This is a genomic window from Bradyrhizobium sp. F1.13.3 (assembly GCF_040548265.1).
Lineage (GTDB): Bacteria > Pseudomonadota > Alphaproteobacteria > Rhizobiales > Xanthobacteraceae > Bradyrhizobium.
Window position 1 is genome coordinate 116,471 of record NZ_JBEPRI010000014.1, and the last position, 15,757, is coordinate 132,227.

A 15,757-nucleotide genomic window follows, 5' to 3' on the forward strand; every position below is an offset into this window, starting at 1 on the left:
CGAAACCTTGCGCTCGCTCAAAGTCCGAGCACGGGATCGGAGCCATGGTGACATTTGATGATTGCCCTCTGGAGACAGGTTATGGCGTCGTTCGCGCTCGATCTCGTTCTGTGGCTCACCGGCGTTCGCGGCCATATCCCGCGCTTCGACGATTTTCGTCCCGTCCCCTCTACGCCCACCATTGGCGCCGGCCACGTGGTCCGCGTGATGATCATCACGGCCGCCGTCTTCGCCGCGCTGTCGCTCGCGGTTTGGGGCACGGTCTGGATTGCGATCCAGCTGCTCTAGTCGACAACAATCCATTCACAATAAACGCAACTGAACATGCGAGCGATTTGCGGCCGATGCGGCTGACGTCGGGCGCCATCGCGTCTTTCGTATCGCCGGTGCGATCTTCAACAAACTGCCTAAGCATTTTACCGGAGGCGAATTCGGCAAAAGCTTGTCGCAGCACAAACACACTTGCCGCGATCGGCGCACACTGCATTCCGTCATCAAGACCATTTCAGATGAAGGATGCTTCCAATGTTCACCCGCCGAGCCGCATTGATCAGCGCCGCCGCAACCGCCCTGATGCTGGCGACCCCCGCCTTGGCTGCCGACGATCTCAAACTGCCGCGCCAGAAGGTCGAGCTGGTCGCTCCGCCCTTCGTGCATGCGCACGAGCAAGCGACCAAGCAGGGCCCCAAGATCGTGGAGTTCACGCTCACGATCGAGGAGAAGAAGGTCGTCATCGACGAGAAGGGCACCACATTCCAGGCGATGACCTTCAACGGCTCGATGCCGGGTCCGATGATGGTCGTGCACGAGGGCGACTACGTCGAAACGACGCTGGTCAATCCCGCAACCAACTCCATGCCGCACAACATCGACTTCCATTCCGCGACCGGTGCGCTCGGCGGCGGCGCGCTCACGCTGGTCAATCCCGGCGAGCAGGTCGTCTTGCGCTGGAAGGCGACCAAGACCGGCGTGTTCGTCTACCATTGCGCACCGGGCGGTCCGATGATCCCCTGGCACGTCGTCTCCGGAATGAACGGCGCCGTGATGGTGCTGCCCCGCGACGGACTGAACGACGGCAAGGGTCACGCGCTGAAATACGACAAGGTCTACTATGTCGGCGAGCAGGACATGTACGTGCCGCGCGACGACAAGGGCAATTTCAAGTCCTATGAATCGCCCGGCGAAGCCTTCACCGACACCGAAGAGGTGATGAGGAAGCTGATCCCCTCCCATGTCGTGTTCAACGGCAAGATCGGCGCGCTCACCGGCAAGAACGCGCTCACCGCCAATGTCGGCGAGAACGTGCTGATCGTGCATTCGCAGGCCAATCGCGACAGCCGTCCGCATCTGATCGGCGGCCATGGCGACTATGTCTGGGAGACCGGCAAGTTCTCCAACGCGCCGGAGACCGGGCTCGAGACCTGGTTCATCCGCGGCGGCTCGGCGGGAGCTGCGCTGTACAAGTTCATGCAGCCCGGCATCTACGCCTATGTCACGCACAATCTGATCGAGGCCGCCGACCTCGGCGCCACCGCGCACTTCAAGGTCGAAGGCAAATGGAACGACGATCTGATGATGCAGGTGAAGGCCCCTGCCGATATCCCGGCCCCCAACACCAACTAGACGCGACGAGGGGCGGGTGATGACCGGCCCCTTTTTCCTTGGGGAACGACCATGCTGATCGCATTCAAGCTGAAACTGTTCCTCGCCTGCGCCGCCGGGCTCGCAGGGCCGATCGCGGTAGCGCCGCTGGTGTCGGACATCGGGCCTGGCGGCACCGTGACGGAGCCCGCCATCGTCAGGGTCGCACCAGGCAGCCTGTCCTATCGCGAGGCCGGCGATTTCACCCGTGGCGGGCAGCAGGCGGAAGCGCCGCTGAGCGCGATGCGCTTCGAGAGGCCGCTGCACTGCGGCATCAGGTCTCGTCATCCGACTACCAGATTTGCGTGCAGGAGGGAGCTTGTCGCGCGCTTGATCGCGACGTAGCAATCGCCTCCGATCGACCCGCGGTGCAGGTGAGCTGGCACGATGCCGAGGCTTATGCCGGTTGGCTCTCGCGCAAGTCCGGTCACAGTTACCGCCTGCCGAGCGACGCGGAATGGGCTTTTGCGGCCGGCTCAAGATTCAAGGATGACGGCCTTCCGGTGGACGCAGCAGATCCATCGAAGCGCTGGATCGGCCGCTACGAGCGTGAATCCGAGCGCGACCTCTTCGACACGACGGCCCATCAGTTCGGCAGGTTCGGTTCGAACGAGCACGGCATCGAGGATCTCGCCGGCAATGTCTGGGAGTGGACCTCGACCTGCTTCGTGCGCTCGCGGATCGACGAGGCCGGCAATGCCGGCCGCCCCACCGTGAATTGCGGCGTGCGTGTCGCCGAGGGTGCGCACCGCGCCTATGTCACCGATTTCATCCGCGACGCCCGCGCCGGCGGCTGCGCGCAAGGCGTCCCGCCCGCCAATCTCGGCTTCCGCCTGGTTCGCGAGGAAACGTCGTGGGTCGCCAGCGTGTCGGCGCGGTGGAGCAAGACGTGGGCAGCGAGGTCGTGAGGGATCGTAGCGTCATGGCCTTCGCCAGCACGACACCGGGAATTCACATCGCCCGCGCGAACATGCGAAAGCCGGGCGCACCGATGATCGCCTCGAAGGCAGGATCGCGCTTCTCCTCGGCAAGGACGAAGCCGGCCTTGGCATAAGCGCGCTCGGCCGGCTCGTTGCCGATCAGGAACGATATCGTCGCCCGGGCAAATCCAGCTGCCCGCCCCTTCTCCAGCGCATGCGCGATCAGTGACTGCACCAGGCCGCGGCCGCGATAGGCGGGATCGGTCGCGACATGCTCGATCATCCAGTCGCCCTCGCCGCCCTGAACCCAGCAGGCGCGCGTGTAGCCGCCACGTTGGCGAATGGCCTCCAGCTCTGCCGGGGCGAGCCCGGACGCGGCTGCGACTTCCTCGATCGCACGCCAGGCCGCTGGTCCCGTGCCGGCCGCCGGTAGCGCACACAAGGCGGCAGCAGGCTTGCCATCGATCTCGGCGACCAGAAATTGCGAGACGTGCCACATCGACACTGCATCTGCGGTCGCGACACGCGCGATGAACTCGCGGCACTGTGTTTCAGGCCAGCCGAGCGCAACGTCGAACCAGCCGCGCAGCCGGTAGCCGCGCTGCGATGACAGGATGGTTTGTGCGATGAAATCGGCGTCTTCGGGACGCGCAGACCGTATCGTCATGCGCGCCCCCTTCGCGAAGACCTTATGTATTCTTCAGCGCGACGCGGAATTCGGCTTCGGTCTTGGCCTTGACCTCGTCGAGCGAGACGCCGTCGGCGAGCTCGATCAGCGCCATGCCGCCGCTGCCGTGCTTGTCGATGGTGAAGACCGCCAGGTCAGTCACGACGATGTCGACCACGCGCTCGCCGGTCAGCGGCAGATTGCACTGCTTCAGGAGCTTTGGACCGTCCTTGGCCGAATGCTCCATCACCACGACCACGCGCTTGACGCCGGCGACGAGATCCATCGCGCCGCCCATGCCCTTGACCATCTTGCCGGGGATCATCCAGTTGGCGAGATCGCCGTTCTGGGCCACCTGCATGGCGCCGAGGATCGACAGATCCATGTGGCCGCCACGGATCATGCCGAAGGAATCCGCGCTCGAGAAATACGAGGTCGACGGCAGCTCGCTCACGGTCTGCTTGCCGGCGTTGATGAGATCGGCGTCCTCTTCACCCTCATAGGGGAACGGGCCCATGCCGAGCATGCCGTTCTCGCTCTGGAGGCTGACATCCATGCCGTCCGGGATGTAGTTCGAGACCAGCGTCGGGATACCGATGCCGAGATTGACGTAATAGCCGTCACGCAGTTCCTTCGCGGCGCGCGCAGCCATCTGTTCACGGGTCCAGGCCATGTGGTTCTCCTGATACGCTTAAGCGGCGGTGCGCGGGCGGGTGTTGCGGAATTCGATGCGCTTCTTGGCCGTTCCGACCTCGACGATGCGCTTTACGAAAAGACCGGGCGTGTGAATGTGGTCGGGATCGAGTTCGCCGGCCGGAACCAGATGCTCGACCTCGGCCACCGTGACCTTGGCGGCGGTCGCCATCATCGGGTTAAAATTGCGCGCGGTCTTGCGGTAGATGAGGTTGCCGGCGGTGTCGCCCTTCCAGGCGTGGACGATGGCGAGGTCGGCGAACAGGCCGCGCTCCATCAGGTATTTCTGTCCGTCGAATTCCTTCACTTCCTTGCCCTCGGCGATCAGCGTGCCGACGCCGGTCTTGGTGTAGAAGGCCGGAATGCCGGCGCCGCCGGCGCGGATGCGCTCGGCCAGCGTGCCCTGCGGATTGAATTCGAGTTCCAGCTCGCCGGCGAGGAATTGCTGGGCGAACAGCTTGTTCTCGCCGACATAGGACGAGATCATCTTCTTGATCTGGCGGGTTTCGAGCAGGCGGCTGAGGCCGATGCCGTCGACACCGGCATTGTTTGAGACCACCGTCAGGTCCTTGACGCCGGAGTCGCGGATCGCGTCCGACAGCGTGTCGGCGATGCCGCAGAGGCCGAAGCCGCCCGACATGATCATCATGCCGTCTTTCAGAACGCCCTCGAGAGCCGACTTGGCGTCGGGATAGACCTTGTTCATGCAAAAAACCTCGACTGAACCTTCGGCTTGCAGGCGTCGCGCCTTATTGGCGGCGATTATTAGGCGAAATCGTCCAAAGCCGTCAATGATACGGGGTTCTCCGCTCCGCCGCTGGGTGATAGAAGCTGCCCAAGCTGTGGGCGCAACCGTTCCCGCGGCCTTGAAAGCGACAAGAAAACCCATCAACTTTCGGCACTTAACACAATAGGTCTTGGGCGTGGGGCACGCAGGTTTCCCGGCCCGCCTTCTGGCTCCAGCGACCAACTCGATCAGGACATGCCATTGACCATGGCCCAAGGAATGAAGCGCCTCGGGACGCCGATCGCGGCGCTGCTCGGCGTGGCGCTGATCGCCCTGATCGCGACCTCATGGCTCATCAACCGCGACGCGCTGCGCAAGGCCGTGGAAACGCAGATCCGCGACGTCACCGGGCTCGAGGTCAATGTCGCAGGCGCGATCGACATTTCGGTGCTGCCGGCAAGCTACATCTCCTTCCATGACGTCGGCCTGAAGGGCGGCGGCACCAGCGACCCCGCGCTCCGTGTCGACGTGCTTACCGCGAACCTGCGACTGCTGCCGCTGCTGCTGCAACGGTTCGAGATCGCCGACCTGACGCTGTTGCGGCCGCGCATCCATGTCAGCCTGAAGCCGGACGGCGAAAGCAATTGGACGCCGTTCATCCAGACCATCGCGCGCACCATGAAGCCCGGCGCCGAGAATCAGGTGTCTTTCTCCGAGATCCGGATCCAGGACGGCGTGCTCAATTACGAGGATGCCGCCACGCACGGCACCGAGAAGTTCGAGGACATCGACCTGTCGCTGGCCTGGCCCTCGATCTCGCGCTCCTTCGCCGCGACCGGACAGTTCGACTGGCGCGGCGAACGGGTCGACGGCTCGATCAGCTTTTCCGATTTCGTCGCCGCCCTCTCCGGCGAGCGCTCGGGCTTGAAGGCGCGGATCGCGAGCGCGCCGCTCAAGCTCGCCTTCGACGGCAACGTCGCCAACCGCACCAGCCCGATGATGGAGGGCACGCTCACGATCGACAGCCCGTCCTTGCGCAACGCGTTGCGCTGGACCGGCCAGCCGCAGCCCGCCAGCGGCGGCTTCGGCCGCTTCGCGCTGAAGGCACGGGCCAATGTCGTCGGCGCCTCGATCGCACTCACCAACGTCAATGTCGAGCTCGACGGCAACACCGCCGAGGGCGTGATGACCTACGCCAATAACGGCCGGCAGACGCTGCAGGCGACGCTCGCAGCCGACGCGCTCGACTTCACACCCTACATCTCGACCTTCCGCCTGCTCGCGAGCGGCGCGCGCGACTGGAACAGGCAGCTGTTCGACCTCAACGCCCTGTCGACCACCGACCTCGACATGCGCCTGTCGGCAGCCAAGCTGACGGTCGGGGCGTCGAAACTCGGCCGCACCGCGATCGGCGCGAATCTACGCAACGGCACGCTGGCGCTCTCGGTCGGCGAGGCCCAGGTCTATGGCGGCATCGCCAAGGGCTCGTTCGGCATCGCGCGCTCCGACACCGTCGCCGACATCAAGGCGCAATTCCAGTTCACCGATGTCGACCTTCAGGCCTGCGCCTCCGAGCTGTTCGGTATCAACAAGCTGTCCGGGCGCGGCAACATCAACGTCTCGCTCCTCGCGTCCGGCTCGAGCCCGTTCGGCCTCGTGCAGTCGCTCGACGGCAGCGCCACCGTGACCGGGCATGACGGCGCGATCTCGGGCTTCAATGCCGAGCAACTCCTGAAGCGGCTCGAGCGCCGGCCGCTGTCCGGTGGCGGCAACTTCCGCAACGGCTCCACCCCTTACGACAATCTCACGATCGCGGTGAAGTTCTCCGACGGCGTCGCCACCGCCGAGGATATTCGCGTCGAAGGACCGGCAGCGAAGATCACGATGACCGGCACCGCCTCGGTGCCGACGCGCGAATACGACATGAAGGGCGTGGCCAGCCTCAACAGCGCGTCGGGGTTCGAATTGCCCTTCGTGGTGCAGGGCCCCTGGGACGATCCCCTCGTCTTTCCCGATCCGGAAAGCCTGATCCGCCGCTCGCCGGCCTCTGCGCCCCTGCTCGACATGCTGAAGGACCGCAAGCCGGGCGACGCGGTGCGCTCCGCGATCGAGCGCATCACCGGCACCGGAAAACGTCCCGCACCGGCCGAATCGCCGACGGCGCAGAACGCCAAGGAAGGCGCGAAGTCCAATTAAGCACGGCGATCAAGCGGCACCAGCCGATCGTGCGAATTGATCAGGGCGCATTGATGCGGCGATTGGATCGATGCGCACATTAAGCATCTCCACAGGGCGATCCCCCACGACCTATGTCTGACAACAAGCCGCTAGATCGTATCACGGCCATGCGCTAGTGTTTTATACGACCGGTTAAAAACACCGGCCGTTTGAGGGAGAAAAACGTGAAATCCAAGGTTATTGGCGCAGTATCACTGGCGGTCGCTGCGGCCGGGCTGTTCGCAGCCGCTGCACCCGCATTTGCGCAGCAGAAGACGATTACGGTCTGGTGGGGCAAGGGCTTCTACCGCTCCGAAGACGACGCGCTGCTCGATACGATCAAGAAGTTCGAAGCCAAGACCGGCATCAAGGTCGAATTGTCGCAGTACGCGATCCAGGACATGATTCCGAAGACGGTGGCCGCGCTCGATGCCGGCACCGTGCCCGACGTCGCCTATTCCGACTCCTATGACGTGCAGGCGCAGGGCAAGTGGGCCTATGAGGGCAAGCTCGAGGACCTCTCCGAGATCATGGAGCCGATCAAGGATCGGTTCGTGCAGAACACGCTGGATGCGTCGATCCTCTATAATGACGTCACAAAGAAGAAGGCCTATTACGGCTTCCCGCTGAAACAGCAGAGCATGCATGTCGAGATCTGGAACGACATGCTGGAGAAGGCCGGCTTCAAGCTCGCCGACATCCCGACCGACTGGGCGGGCTACTGGACGTTCTGGTGCGACAAGGTGCAGCCGGGAATCCGCAAGGCCACCGGCCAGCGCATCTATGGCGTCGGCCAGCCGATGGGCGTCGAATCCACCGACGCCTTCCAGTCGTTCTACACTTTCATGGACGCCTACCACGTCAAGCTGGTCGACGACGACGGCAAGCTCACGGTCGACGATCCCAAGGTGCGCGAGAACCTGATCGGCGCGCTGAAGGACTACACCGACACCTATATCAAGGGCTGCACGCCGCCGTCCTCCACGACCTGGAAGGATCCGGACAACAACGTCGCCTTCCACAACAAGACCATCGTGATGACCCACAACTTCACGATCTCGATCGCGGCGAAGTGGTTCGAGGATTCCCAGAATCAGTCTCTGACGCAGGAGCAGCGCGACGCCGGCAAGAAGGCCTATGAGCAGGACATCGTTACGGCGTCCTTCCCGAAGGCGCCGGATGGTTCGACCATCCGCTACCGCTCCGACGTCAAGACCGGACTGGTGTTCACCGCGGCCAAGAACAAGGCCGAGGCCAAGCAGTTCATCAGCTTCCTGCTCCAGGAAGAGAACGTCCGGCCCTATATCGAGGGCGCGCTCGGCCGCTGGTTCCCGGTGACGAAGGAAAGCCAGGCCAGCCCGTTCTGGCAGGCCGACAAGCACCGCAAGGCGGTCTACGCCCAGTTCACCGGCGGCACGGCTGCGTTCGACTTCACCAAGAACTGGAAGTTCACGATTCTCAACAACGAGAACGTGTGGGCCAAGGCGATGAACCGGGTGGTCAGCGAGAAGGTTCCAGTCGACAAGGCCGTCGACGAACTGATCGCCCGCATCAAGCAGGTCGCGGGTTAAGTCATCATCCCCTCGCCCCGCCCTGCGGGTGAAGGTATAAGAACAGTACCGGCCGCGTTTCGCGGCCGGCAACTCTTTGAAGAGTCCAAAAAGAATGGCGATTACGCTCTCTGGTGATCAGTCTATCCCCGCACCGCCCTTGTCGTCGCGGCTGACCCCGGCGCAAATCTGGGGCATCGTGCTGCTCGCACCCTATTTGCTCGTTTTCCTCGCCTTCGTCGTCTACCCCGTCTGTTACGGACTATGGCTGGCGCGGGCTCCGTCGAATTATGTCGCGCTCTATCACGACCCGATCTTCGCGCGCGCCGCCGTCAACACGCTGATCTTCCTGGTCATCGGCATCAACATCAAGATGCTGATCGCGCTGTTCCTGTCCGGCTTCTTCGCGCAGCAGCGCACCTGGATCAAATGGCTCTCGGTGGTCTTCATCCTGCCCTGGGCAGTGCCGTCGATCCCGACCATTCTGTCGGTGCGCTTCATGTTCAACCCCGAATGGGGCATGGTCAACCACCTCATCTTCTCCTTGACCGGCGATGACGGTCCGAACTGGCTGAACGACCCGACGGTGGCGCTGACCATGGCGATCGGCGTCCACATCTGGAAGTCGCTGCCGTTCTGGACGCTGATTCTGATGACCGGACGGCTTGCGATCGCGCACGACCTGTTCGAGGCCGCAGAGGTCGACGGCGCGAGCTGGTGGCAGAAATTCCGTTACATCACCTGGCCGTCGCTGCAGACCCTCTACATCACCTGCACGCTGCTCTCGATGATCTGGACGCTTGGCGACTTCAACAGCGTCTATCTGCTCACCGGCGGCGGCCCGGCCGACCTCACGCACGTGTTGTCGACACTCGGCATCCGCTATCTCCGGCTCGACCAGCTCTCGCTCGCGATGGCCTCCATCGTCTGCGCGATACCGTTCGTCCTGCCGCTGATGTACTTCATGATGAAACGGTTGTCGCGATGAAGCTTCCCTCTCTCCGTGACGTCGCGACCGAGGCGCGGCTGCTCCTGATCGGCATTCCCGTCCTGCTCTGGACGATGATACCGATCTATCACATGTTCCTGTTCGCGATCTCGCCGAAGGAGGACGCGTTCTCGGGCAAGCTGTGGCCGGATCATCCGACGCTGCACAACTTCGAAATCGTGTTCAAACAGCAGCATTACTTCCTGCGCGACTTCTATGTGCAGTTCTGGAATTCGCTGGTGATCGCGGCGGCCGTCGGCGTGCTGACACTGGTCATCGCGACCGCGGCGGCGTTCTCGATCTCGCGGCTGCGCGTGCCCGGCGGGCGCATCGTGATGAACCTCGCGCTGTTCACCTATTTCATCCCGGCGGCGTTCCTCGCGGTGCCGATGTATCGCACCATGGGCAATTACGGCCTGCTCAACAACCATTGGTCGCTGATCCTGGCCATGGTGACGATCGCCAGCCCTTACGCGATCTGGGTGCTCAAGCAGGCCTCCGACAAGCTGCCGGTCGAGCTGGACGAGGCCGCCGTGATGGACGGCGCGACGACCCTCCAGATCTTCCGCCTGGTCTATTTGCCGCTGATGATGCCCTCGTTGGTCGCGATCGGCACCTACGCGGTGCTGCTCGCCTGGAACGAATACCTCTACGCGTTCCTGCTGCTCTCGAACGACCGCGAGATCACACTGCCGGTCGCACTCGGCAACTTCCTGGCCGCCGACGACTCGCCGTGGGAGCTGCTGATGACGACCGGCTTCATCTACGCGCTGCCGCCGGCGGCGATCTACTATGCCTTCCGCCGCTACATGGTGGGCGGGCTCACGGCAGGTGCGGTGAAGTCCTGACGCAACAGGACGGATCCGGACGCCACAAGCAAGGCGCTCGCGCAGGCTAGCGGACAATTGCAAGTTGTTCGCGTCTGCTCTAACTTGCGTCCCGCAAAGCCAGCGGGGCGCTCATGCGCAGCAACGATGCACTCCATCTCGGCCTGATGCTCGGGGCGCTCGCGGCGTCCTATCTGGTGCCGTTCGAGCTGTTGCTGCTGGCCTATGTCGTGCTCGGCCCGGCGCATTATTTCACCGAGATCCCATGGCTGCACGATCGCAGCTACTATCTGCCTCACCGCGGGATAGCCGCTGTCCTGGCGATTGTCCCGTGGTCGCCGCCCTGATCGACAATGCGTCATGGTTCGGCTTTGCGATGTGGGGCGCGCTGGTCGTGTGCGCCATGCTGGCAGCCACCACCTCGGCGATCGAGAGCATGCTGCTGTTCATGGCGGCCATCGTGCTGTCCGCGATCATGTATTCGAGCGGGTCGTCACTCGCGGTCATCGGCATCCTGATTCCGACCCTGATCCACGTCTGCCTGTTCACGCTGATTTTCATGGTGCTCGGTGCCTACCGATCCGGCAGCCGCGTGCAGGCCGCGCTGGTGGCTGTCTACCTCGTCGCGATCGCCACGATCCTGCTGCTGCCGCCAACCGCCGAAATCCGGATCACGAGCTTTGCCCGCGTCGGACAGGATTATTTCGGCAATGTCGGCCCGGCGCTCGGCCGGCTGTTCGGCATGCCCGGACTCGTCCTCGATGTCAGGCTGACCAGCCTGCTCGCCTTCGTCTATACCTATCACTATCTCAACTGGTTCATCAAAGCCGACGTGATCCGCTGGACCGCTGTGCCAAAGGCGCGGCTGGTGGCGATGGCCGGCGACAGCGCCGTCTCGACCGCGCTGTACTTCTACGATTACGCCTTCGGCTTCACCTTCCTGCTGGCGCTGAGCCTGATCCACATCCTGCTCGAATTTCCGCTCGACAGCCTTGCGCTGCGGCAGCTTGGAGCTGCGGCTCAGGACGCGGTACGCGCATGGTTCACCGGACGAACGGCTACAGCGGCGCCGCGCTCTCGCCCTGCGAGCTCGACAATTTCGAGGCGAGCGAGGCGATCACGATGACGACCGCGATCAAGGCGATCACCAGCGTGCAGATCGCGTTGATCTCGGGCTTCACTCCCAGCCGCACCTCCGAATAGATCCGGATCGGCAGCGTCGCCGAGCCCGGGCCGGTGGTGAAGCTCGCGATCACGAGATCGTCCAGCGACAGCGTAAAGGCGAGCATCCAGCCCGCGACGATCGCGGGCGCGATCAGCGGCAGCGTCACGGCCACGAACGCGCGCACCGGATCGCAGCCTAGATCCATCGCGGCCTCTTCCAATGAACGGTCGAGCGAACCGAGGCGGGACTGCACGACGACGGCGACGAAGCACATCGTCAGCGTGGTGTGCGCGATCGTCACCGTCCAGAAGCCGCGCTCGGCATTCAGCGCCACGAACAGCAGCAGCAGCGACAAGCCGGTGATTACCTCCGGCATGACCAGCGGCGCATAGAGCATGCCGGAGAACAGGGTGCGGCCGCGGAACCGCTCGCCGCGCGACAGGGCCACTGCGGCGAGCGTGCCGATCAGGGTCGCAATGGTCGCCGACGAAACGGCGACGCGCAGGCTCATCCAGGCCGCCTCGATCATGGCGCGATCATTGAAGAACTCGTGATACCAGCGCAGCGACCAGCCACCCCACACCGTCACCAGCCGCGAGGCGTTGAAGGAATAGATGACGAGGATCAGGATCGGCAGATAGAGGAAGGCCAGACCCAGCGAGAGCGAGGCGACGTTGAAGCGGGACAGGCGGGAGACCTTGCGCATCGTCTCACCGACCCTGTTCCAGCTGACGCTTTTGCAGCCGTTCATACAGCAGTAGCGGCACCAGCAGCACCACCAACAGCACGATGGCCGCGGCCGAGGCGACCGGCCAGTCCTTGTTGGTAAAGAATTCGAGCCACAGCGTCTGGCCGATCATCAGGGAATTGGAGCCGGCCAGGAGATCCGGAATGACGAACTCGCCGACGATGGGGATGAAGCATAGCAGCACGCCGGCGCCGACGCCGGGCAGCGACAGCGGGAAGGTGACCAGCCAGAACACCTGCCAGCGCGGCGCGCCGAGATCGGAGGCGGCCTCCTCCAGCACCGGCTCCATTTTCGCCAGCGTGGCGTAGAGCGGCAGGATCATGAACGGCAGATAGGAATAAACGATGCCGATATACATCGCGCTGTCGGTCGAGAGCCACACCACCGGCTGGCCGACCAGATGCAGCGCCAGCAGGATCTGGTTGAGCAGTCCGTCGTGCTGGAGGATGTTGATCCAGGCATAGATGCGGATCAGGAACGAAGTCCAGAACGGCACGATCACCAGCACCATCGCTACGGCCTGCCAGCGCGCCGGCAGCCGCGCCATGCCGTAGGCGATGGGATAGCCGATCAGGAGCAACAGCGCGGTCGCGGTGACGGCGACTGTGAGGCTACGCACATAGGCGAACACGTAGATGTCGTCGGAGGCGAGCAGCTTGAAATTGTCGGTCGAGAGCGCGGCAAAGGCGGCCTTCAGCGCCCCCCATCCCGCCATCAGGTCGAACACCGGCTCGTAAGGCGGCTGCGCGATCGCCGTCTGCGACAGGCTGATCTTCAGCACGAAGCCGAACGGCACCAGGAAGAACAGCACCATCCAGACATAGGGCGCTATCGCGGCAAGGCGAGCCGGTCGCGCAAAAATGCGGCGCGCGCTCATGACGGCAGCACCACGCAGTCGTCGGGCGTGAACCAGGCGACGACAGGCTGGTTCAGGCTGTAGGCATCGACGTCGAGGCGCGCGCTGTTGGCGACCGAAGCCTGCAGCATCCCGCCGGCGTCGAGCTTTACCTTGTAAGTGGTGGTGCCGCCGAGATAGCAGATGTCGGCGATCATGCCGTCCAGCTGGTTGATCGCCGTTTCATGACCGGCTTCCCTCACGGGACCACGGCGCGACAGCTTGACCTTCTCGGGGCGGATCGCGACCGATAATCTGACCTCGCCGAGCGGCTCGCGCGGCTCCGCGACCACCAGCGGTCCCGCATCGCGCGTGCCGATGACCAGACGATGACCGTCGCGCAATTTGGACTCGGCGTCGAACAGGTTGATGTCGCCGACAAACTCCGCGATCCAGCGCGAGCGTGGCGCCTCGTAGAGCTCGCGCGGGCTCGCGACCTGCGCGAGCTTGCCGTCCCTCATCACGCCGATCCGGCTCGCCATCGTCATCGCCTCTTCCTGGTCGTGGGTGACGATGATGAAGGTCATGCCGAGCCGGCGCTGCAGCTCCATCAGCTCGCCTTGGGTGCTTTCGCGCAACTTCTTGTCCAGCGCTGCGAGCGGCTCATCGAGCAGAAGGAGCTGCGGGCGTCGCGCCAGTGCGCGCGCCAACGCCACGCGCTGGCGCTGACCGCCGGAGAGCTGGTCGGGCTTGCGCTTCTCGAGCCCGTCGAGCTTCACAAGCGCAACCATCTCCGCGACACGCGTGGCAATGTCGACGCGCGCCATGCCGGCGCGCTTCAGGCCGAAGGCGATGTTGTCGCGCACCGACAGGTGCGGAAACAGCGCGTAGTTCTGGAACATCATGTTGATCGGCCGCTCATGCGGCAGCGCCTGCGCGATGTCCTTGCCGCCGAGCAGGATACGGCCTTGATCCGGCGCTTCGAAGCCGGCGAGCATGCGCAGCAGCGTGGTCTTGCCGCAGCCGCTCGGCCCGAGCAGTGCAAAGAACTCGCCGGCCTTGATGTCGAGCGACACGCCATCCACGGCACGGAACGTCCCGAACGCCTTGGCGACGCCCTCAATGCGCAGCAGCGGCTCGCCGGCCGCGAACTGCCTCTCTCCGACCGCCTCCGCAATAGCGTCTGTTCCGGGCAACTCGTCAGTCATGGTCCCTGCCAACCCCAATCCCGCCGCACGCTAGCGGCCGATCGTTCCTCACTCAACCGGTTAGAGGCGGTTCGTTCACATCGGATTCGCCATGAACGCAGCCAGCGCATCGCATCCCTCCGCCGACATCGTCAGGCCGAGCTTGGAGCGGCGCCACAGGATGTCCTCGGGAAAACGCGCCCATTCGTGGGTCACGAGATAGCGCACCTCCGCGCCGGTCAACTCGGGACCGAAGGCGGGGCCGAGATCGTCGCGGGTCTTCGCCTCGGCAAGCACAGCCGATAACCGCGAGCCATAGGCCGCGACGAGGCGTTGGGCCTGCGTCTCCGACAAAAAGCGCCAGCGGTCGCGCGCAAGATCGACCTCGGTGTCGAAACGATCCCAGGCAAAATCTCCGCCCGGCAGCGCAGCGCCAGCCGTCCAGGGCGGCGACATCGGATAGAACGGCGTCAACTTCGCCACCGCGCGCTCCGCCCGCAGGCGCGAGGTGGTGACGTCACCGCCGAACATCGTGATCAGCGGCGCCTTGCGCCGCCGCGCGTGGAACAGCGTCGTGCCGTCACGTCGGCGCGCGGACGCAAGCGTCAGGTTGACGCCGGAGACCGCGCGCACCACGTCGGTCGGGGCGACACGCTCGCGGAAATAGCGACTGGCCGCTTCGCAGAGGTAGCCGATGTCGGCCCCCGGCATCGCGACGATCGCGGGATCGCCGGTGAAATCGTGCGTGACTGTGCCGATCAGCGTGAAATCGCGTTCGACAGGGCTCGCGAAGATCAACCGGCCATCGCTGTTCTGGAAAACGTAGACGTTATCGGAATCGAACAACCGCGGGACGATGATCTGGCTCATCTGCATCGCCGCCATGGCGGGTTGCGGCTGCCGCAGCACGGTCTCGGCGACCATCGATGTCCAGCCGCCGGTGGCATTGGCCAGTGCCCGGGCCGTTATCGTGCGGCGATGGCCGCGGTCGACCACCGCGAGCCGCCATGTGTCGGTTCGGTCGGCGCGCACACAGCGCGCTCCAGTCCGAATCACGGCGCCGCGCTCGGCCGCATCCAGTGCCGTGAGCGCGACCAGTCGGGAATCGTCGACGACGCAGTCCGAATATTCGAAGGCCGTGCCGAACGGTCGCTTCAGCGCGTTGCCGACCGGATGATGCGTGATGTCGAGGACCGCCGTTGCAGGCAGGCCGCTCCGGCTGGTGAGGCTGTCGTAGAGGAACAGGCCAACGCGCAGCAGCCATGGTGGGCGCTCGTCGGAATGCGCCGGGATCACGAATCGCATCGGCCGAACCAGATGCGGCGCGATCCGAAGCCAGGTCCGCCGTTCGGCGAGCGCCCGGCGCACCCGTCGGAAGCCGCGCCGTTCCAGGACCGAGAGATCGCCATGGATCAGCCGCGGTGTTGCCGAGGACGCTGCGCCGCCCAGATCGCCCTGCTCCAACAGGATGACCCGCAGGCCGCGGCCGGCAGCATCGCGCGCGAGGCTGACACCGTTCAGGCCGCCGCCGATGATCGCAAGGTCGTAATCCGCCATGAGGCCGTCGAATGAGAGCGAAAGAAGCGCCCACC

Annotated in this window: 15 protein-coding genes and 1 pseudogene; 9 read left to right on the forward strand and 7 right to left on the reverse strand. The window is 64.3% G+C overall.

The features are described from left to right. Nucleotides 1-81 precede the first annotated feature (81 nt). The 3 genes and pseudogenes from ABIB66_RS31305 (at nt 82) to ABIB66_RS31315 (ending at nt 2,549) form a co-directional block, all read left to right on the forward strand. Complete coding sequence (locus ABIB66_RS31305; RefSeq protein ID WP_275169560.1) at nt 82-288, forward strand: hypothetical protein; 207 nt, start codon at nt 82-84, stop codon at nt 286-288. 237 nt (nt 289-525) lie between these two features. Beyond that, complete coding sequence (gene nirK, locus ABIB66_RS31310; protein WP_354256889.1) at nt 526-1,623, forward strand: copper-containing nitrite reductase; 1,098 nt, start codon at nt 526-528, stop codon at nt 1,621-1,623. 51 nt (nt 1,624-1,674) lie between these two features. Next, a pseudogene (locus ABIB66_RS31315) lies at nt 1,675-2,549 on the forward strand (SUMF1/EgtB/PvdO family nonheme iron enzyme). A gap of 43 nt (nt 2,550-2,592) precedes the next feature. Here the strand turns inward: ABIB66_RS31315 and ABIB66_RS31320 are convergent. Genes ABIB66_RS31320 through ABIB66_RS31330 form a run of 3 tightly spaced genes read right to left on the reverse strand, consistent with a single transcriptional unit; the run spans nt 2,593 to nt 4,627 of the window. Beyond that, nucleotides 2,593-3,228, reverse strand: a complete 636-nt coding sequence (locus ABIB66_RS31320) for a GNAT family N-acetyltransferase (RefSeq protein WP_354204763.1) — start codon at nt 3,226-3,228, stop codon at nt 2,593-2,595. A gap of 22 nt (nt 3,229-3,250) precedes the next feature. Beyond that, the gene (locus ABIB66_RS31325) at nt 3,251-3,901 is read right to left on the reverse strand and encodes a 3-oxoacid CoA-transferase subunit B (protein WP_354204761.1); all 651 of its coding nucleotides are present in this window, start codon (nt 3,899-3,901) and stop codon (nt 3,251-3,253) included. An 18-nt stretch (nt 3,902-3,919) separates the two neighbouring features. Further along, complete coding sequence (locus tag ABIB66_RS31330; RefSeq protein WP_354204759.1) at nt 3,920-4,627, reverse strand: CoA transferase subunit A; 708 nt, start codon at nt 4,625-4,627, stop codon at nt 3,920-3,922. A gap of 288 nt (nt 4,628-4,915) precedes the next feature. Between ABIB66_RS31330 and ABIB66_RS31335 the strand changes: the two genes are divergently transcribed. The 6 genes from ABIB66_RS31335 (at nt 4,916) to ABIB66_RS31360 (ending at nt 11,356) form a co-directional block, all read left to right on the forward strand. Beyond that, nucleotides 4,916-6,844, forward strand: coding sequence for an AsmA family protein (locus ABIB66_RS31335; protein WP_354205507.1), 1,929 nt, complete (start codon nt 4,916-4,918; stop codon nt 6,842-6,844). A gap of 206 nt (nt 6,845-7,050) precedes the next feature. Beyond that, complete coding sequence (locus tag ABIB66_RS31340) at nt 7,051-8,436, forward strand: ABC transporter substrate-binding protein (RefSeq protein WP_354204757.1); 1,386 nt, start codon at nt 7,051-7,053, stop codon at nt 8,434-8,436. 94 nt (nt 8,437-8,530) lie between these two features. Then, on the forward strand, nt 8,531-9,403 hold the full coding sequence (locus ABIB66_RS31345; RefSeq protein WP_354059779.1) for a carbohydrate ABC transporter permease: 873 nt from the start codon (nt 8,531-8,533) through the stop codon (nt 9,401-9,403). Next, nucleotides 9,400-10,251: a carbohydrate ABC transporter permease gene (locus tag ABIB66_RS31350; RefSeq protein ID WP_007596245.1), complete on the forward strand. Its 852-nt coding sequence runs from the start codon at nt 9,400-9,402 to the stop codon at nt 10,249-10,251. Before ABIB66_RS31345 ends, ABIB66_RS31350 begins: the two co-directional genes overlap by 4 nt. 113 nt (nt 10,252-10,364) lie before the next feature. Then, nucleotides 10,365-10,577 (forward strand): hypothetical protein, encoded by a 213-nt coding sequence (locus tag ABIB66_RS31355; RefSeq protein WP_354204755.1) that lies wholly within the window; start codon nt 10,365-10,367, stop codon nt 10,575-10,577. Further along, on the forward strand, nt 10,562-11,356 hold the full coding sequence (locus ABIB66_RS31360; RefSeq protein WP_354204753.1) for a hypothetical protein: 795 nt from the start codon (nt 10,562-10,564) through the stop codon (nt 11,354-11,356). Before ABIB66_RS31355 ends, ABIB66_RS31360 begins: the two co-directional genes overlap by 16 nt. Here the strand turns inward: ABIB66_RS31360 and ABIB66_RS31365 are convergent. The 4 genes from ABIB66_RS31365 to ABIB66_RS31380 all read right to left on the reverse strand — a co-directional run bounded on the left by ABIB66_RS31365 (nt 11,289) and on the right by ABIB66_RS31380 (nt 15,722). After that, nucleotides 11,289-12,101, reverse strand: a complete 813-nt coding sequence (locus tag ABIB66_RS31365; protein WP_354059773.1) for an ABC transporter permease — start codon at nt 12,099-12,101, stop codon at nt 11,289-11,291. The two genes, ABIB66_RS31360 and ABIB66_RS31365, sit on opposite strands and share 68 nt — an antisense overlap. 4 nt (nt 12,102-12,105) lie before the next feature. Then, nucleotides 12,106-13,020 carry an ABC transporter permease gene (locus ABIB66_RS31370; protein WP_354059771.1) on the reverse strand — a complete coding sequence of 305 codons (915 nt, stop codon included), beginning with the start codon at nt 13,018-13,020 and terminating at the stop codon, nt 12,106-12,108. Beyond that, a complete protein-coding gene (locus ABIB66_RS31375) occupies nt 13,017-14,186 on the reverse strand; it encodes an ABC transporter ATP-binding protein (RefSeq protein ID WP_354059769.1) in 1,170 nt (389 codons plus the stop codon). The genes ABIB66_RS31370 and ABIB66_RS31375 overlap by 4 nt, the downstream gene beginning before the upstream one ends. 75 nt (nt 14,187-14,261) lie before the next feature. Beyond that, nucleotides 14,262-15,722 carry a glycerol-3-phosphate dehydrogenase gene (locus tag ABIB66_RS31380; protein ID WP_354059767.1) on the reverse strand — a complete coding sequence of 487 codons (1,461 nt, stop codon included), beginning with the start codon at nt 15,720-15,722 and terminating at the stop codon, nt 14,262-14,264. Nucleotides 15,723-15,757 lie beyond the last annotated feature (35 nt).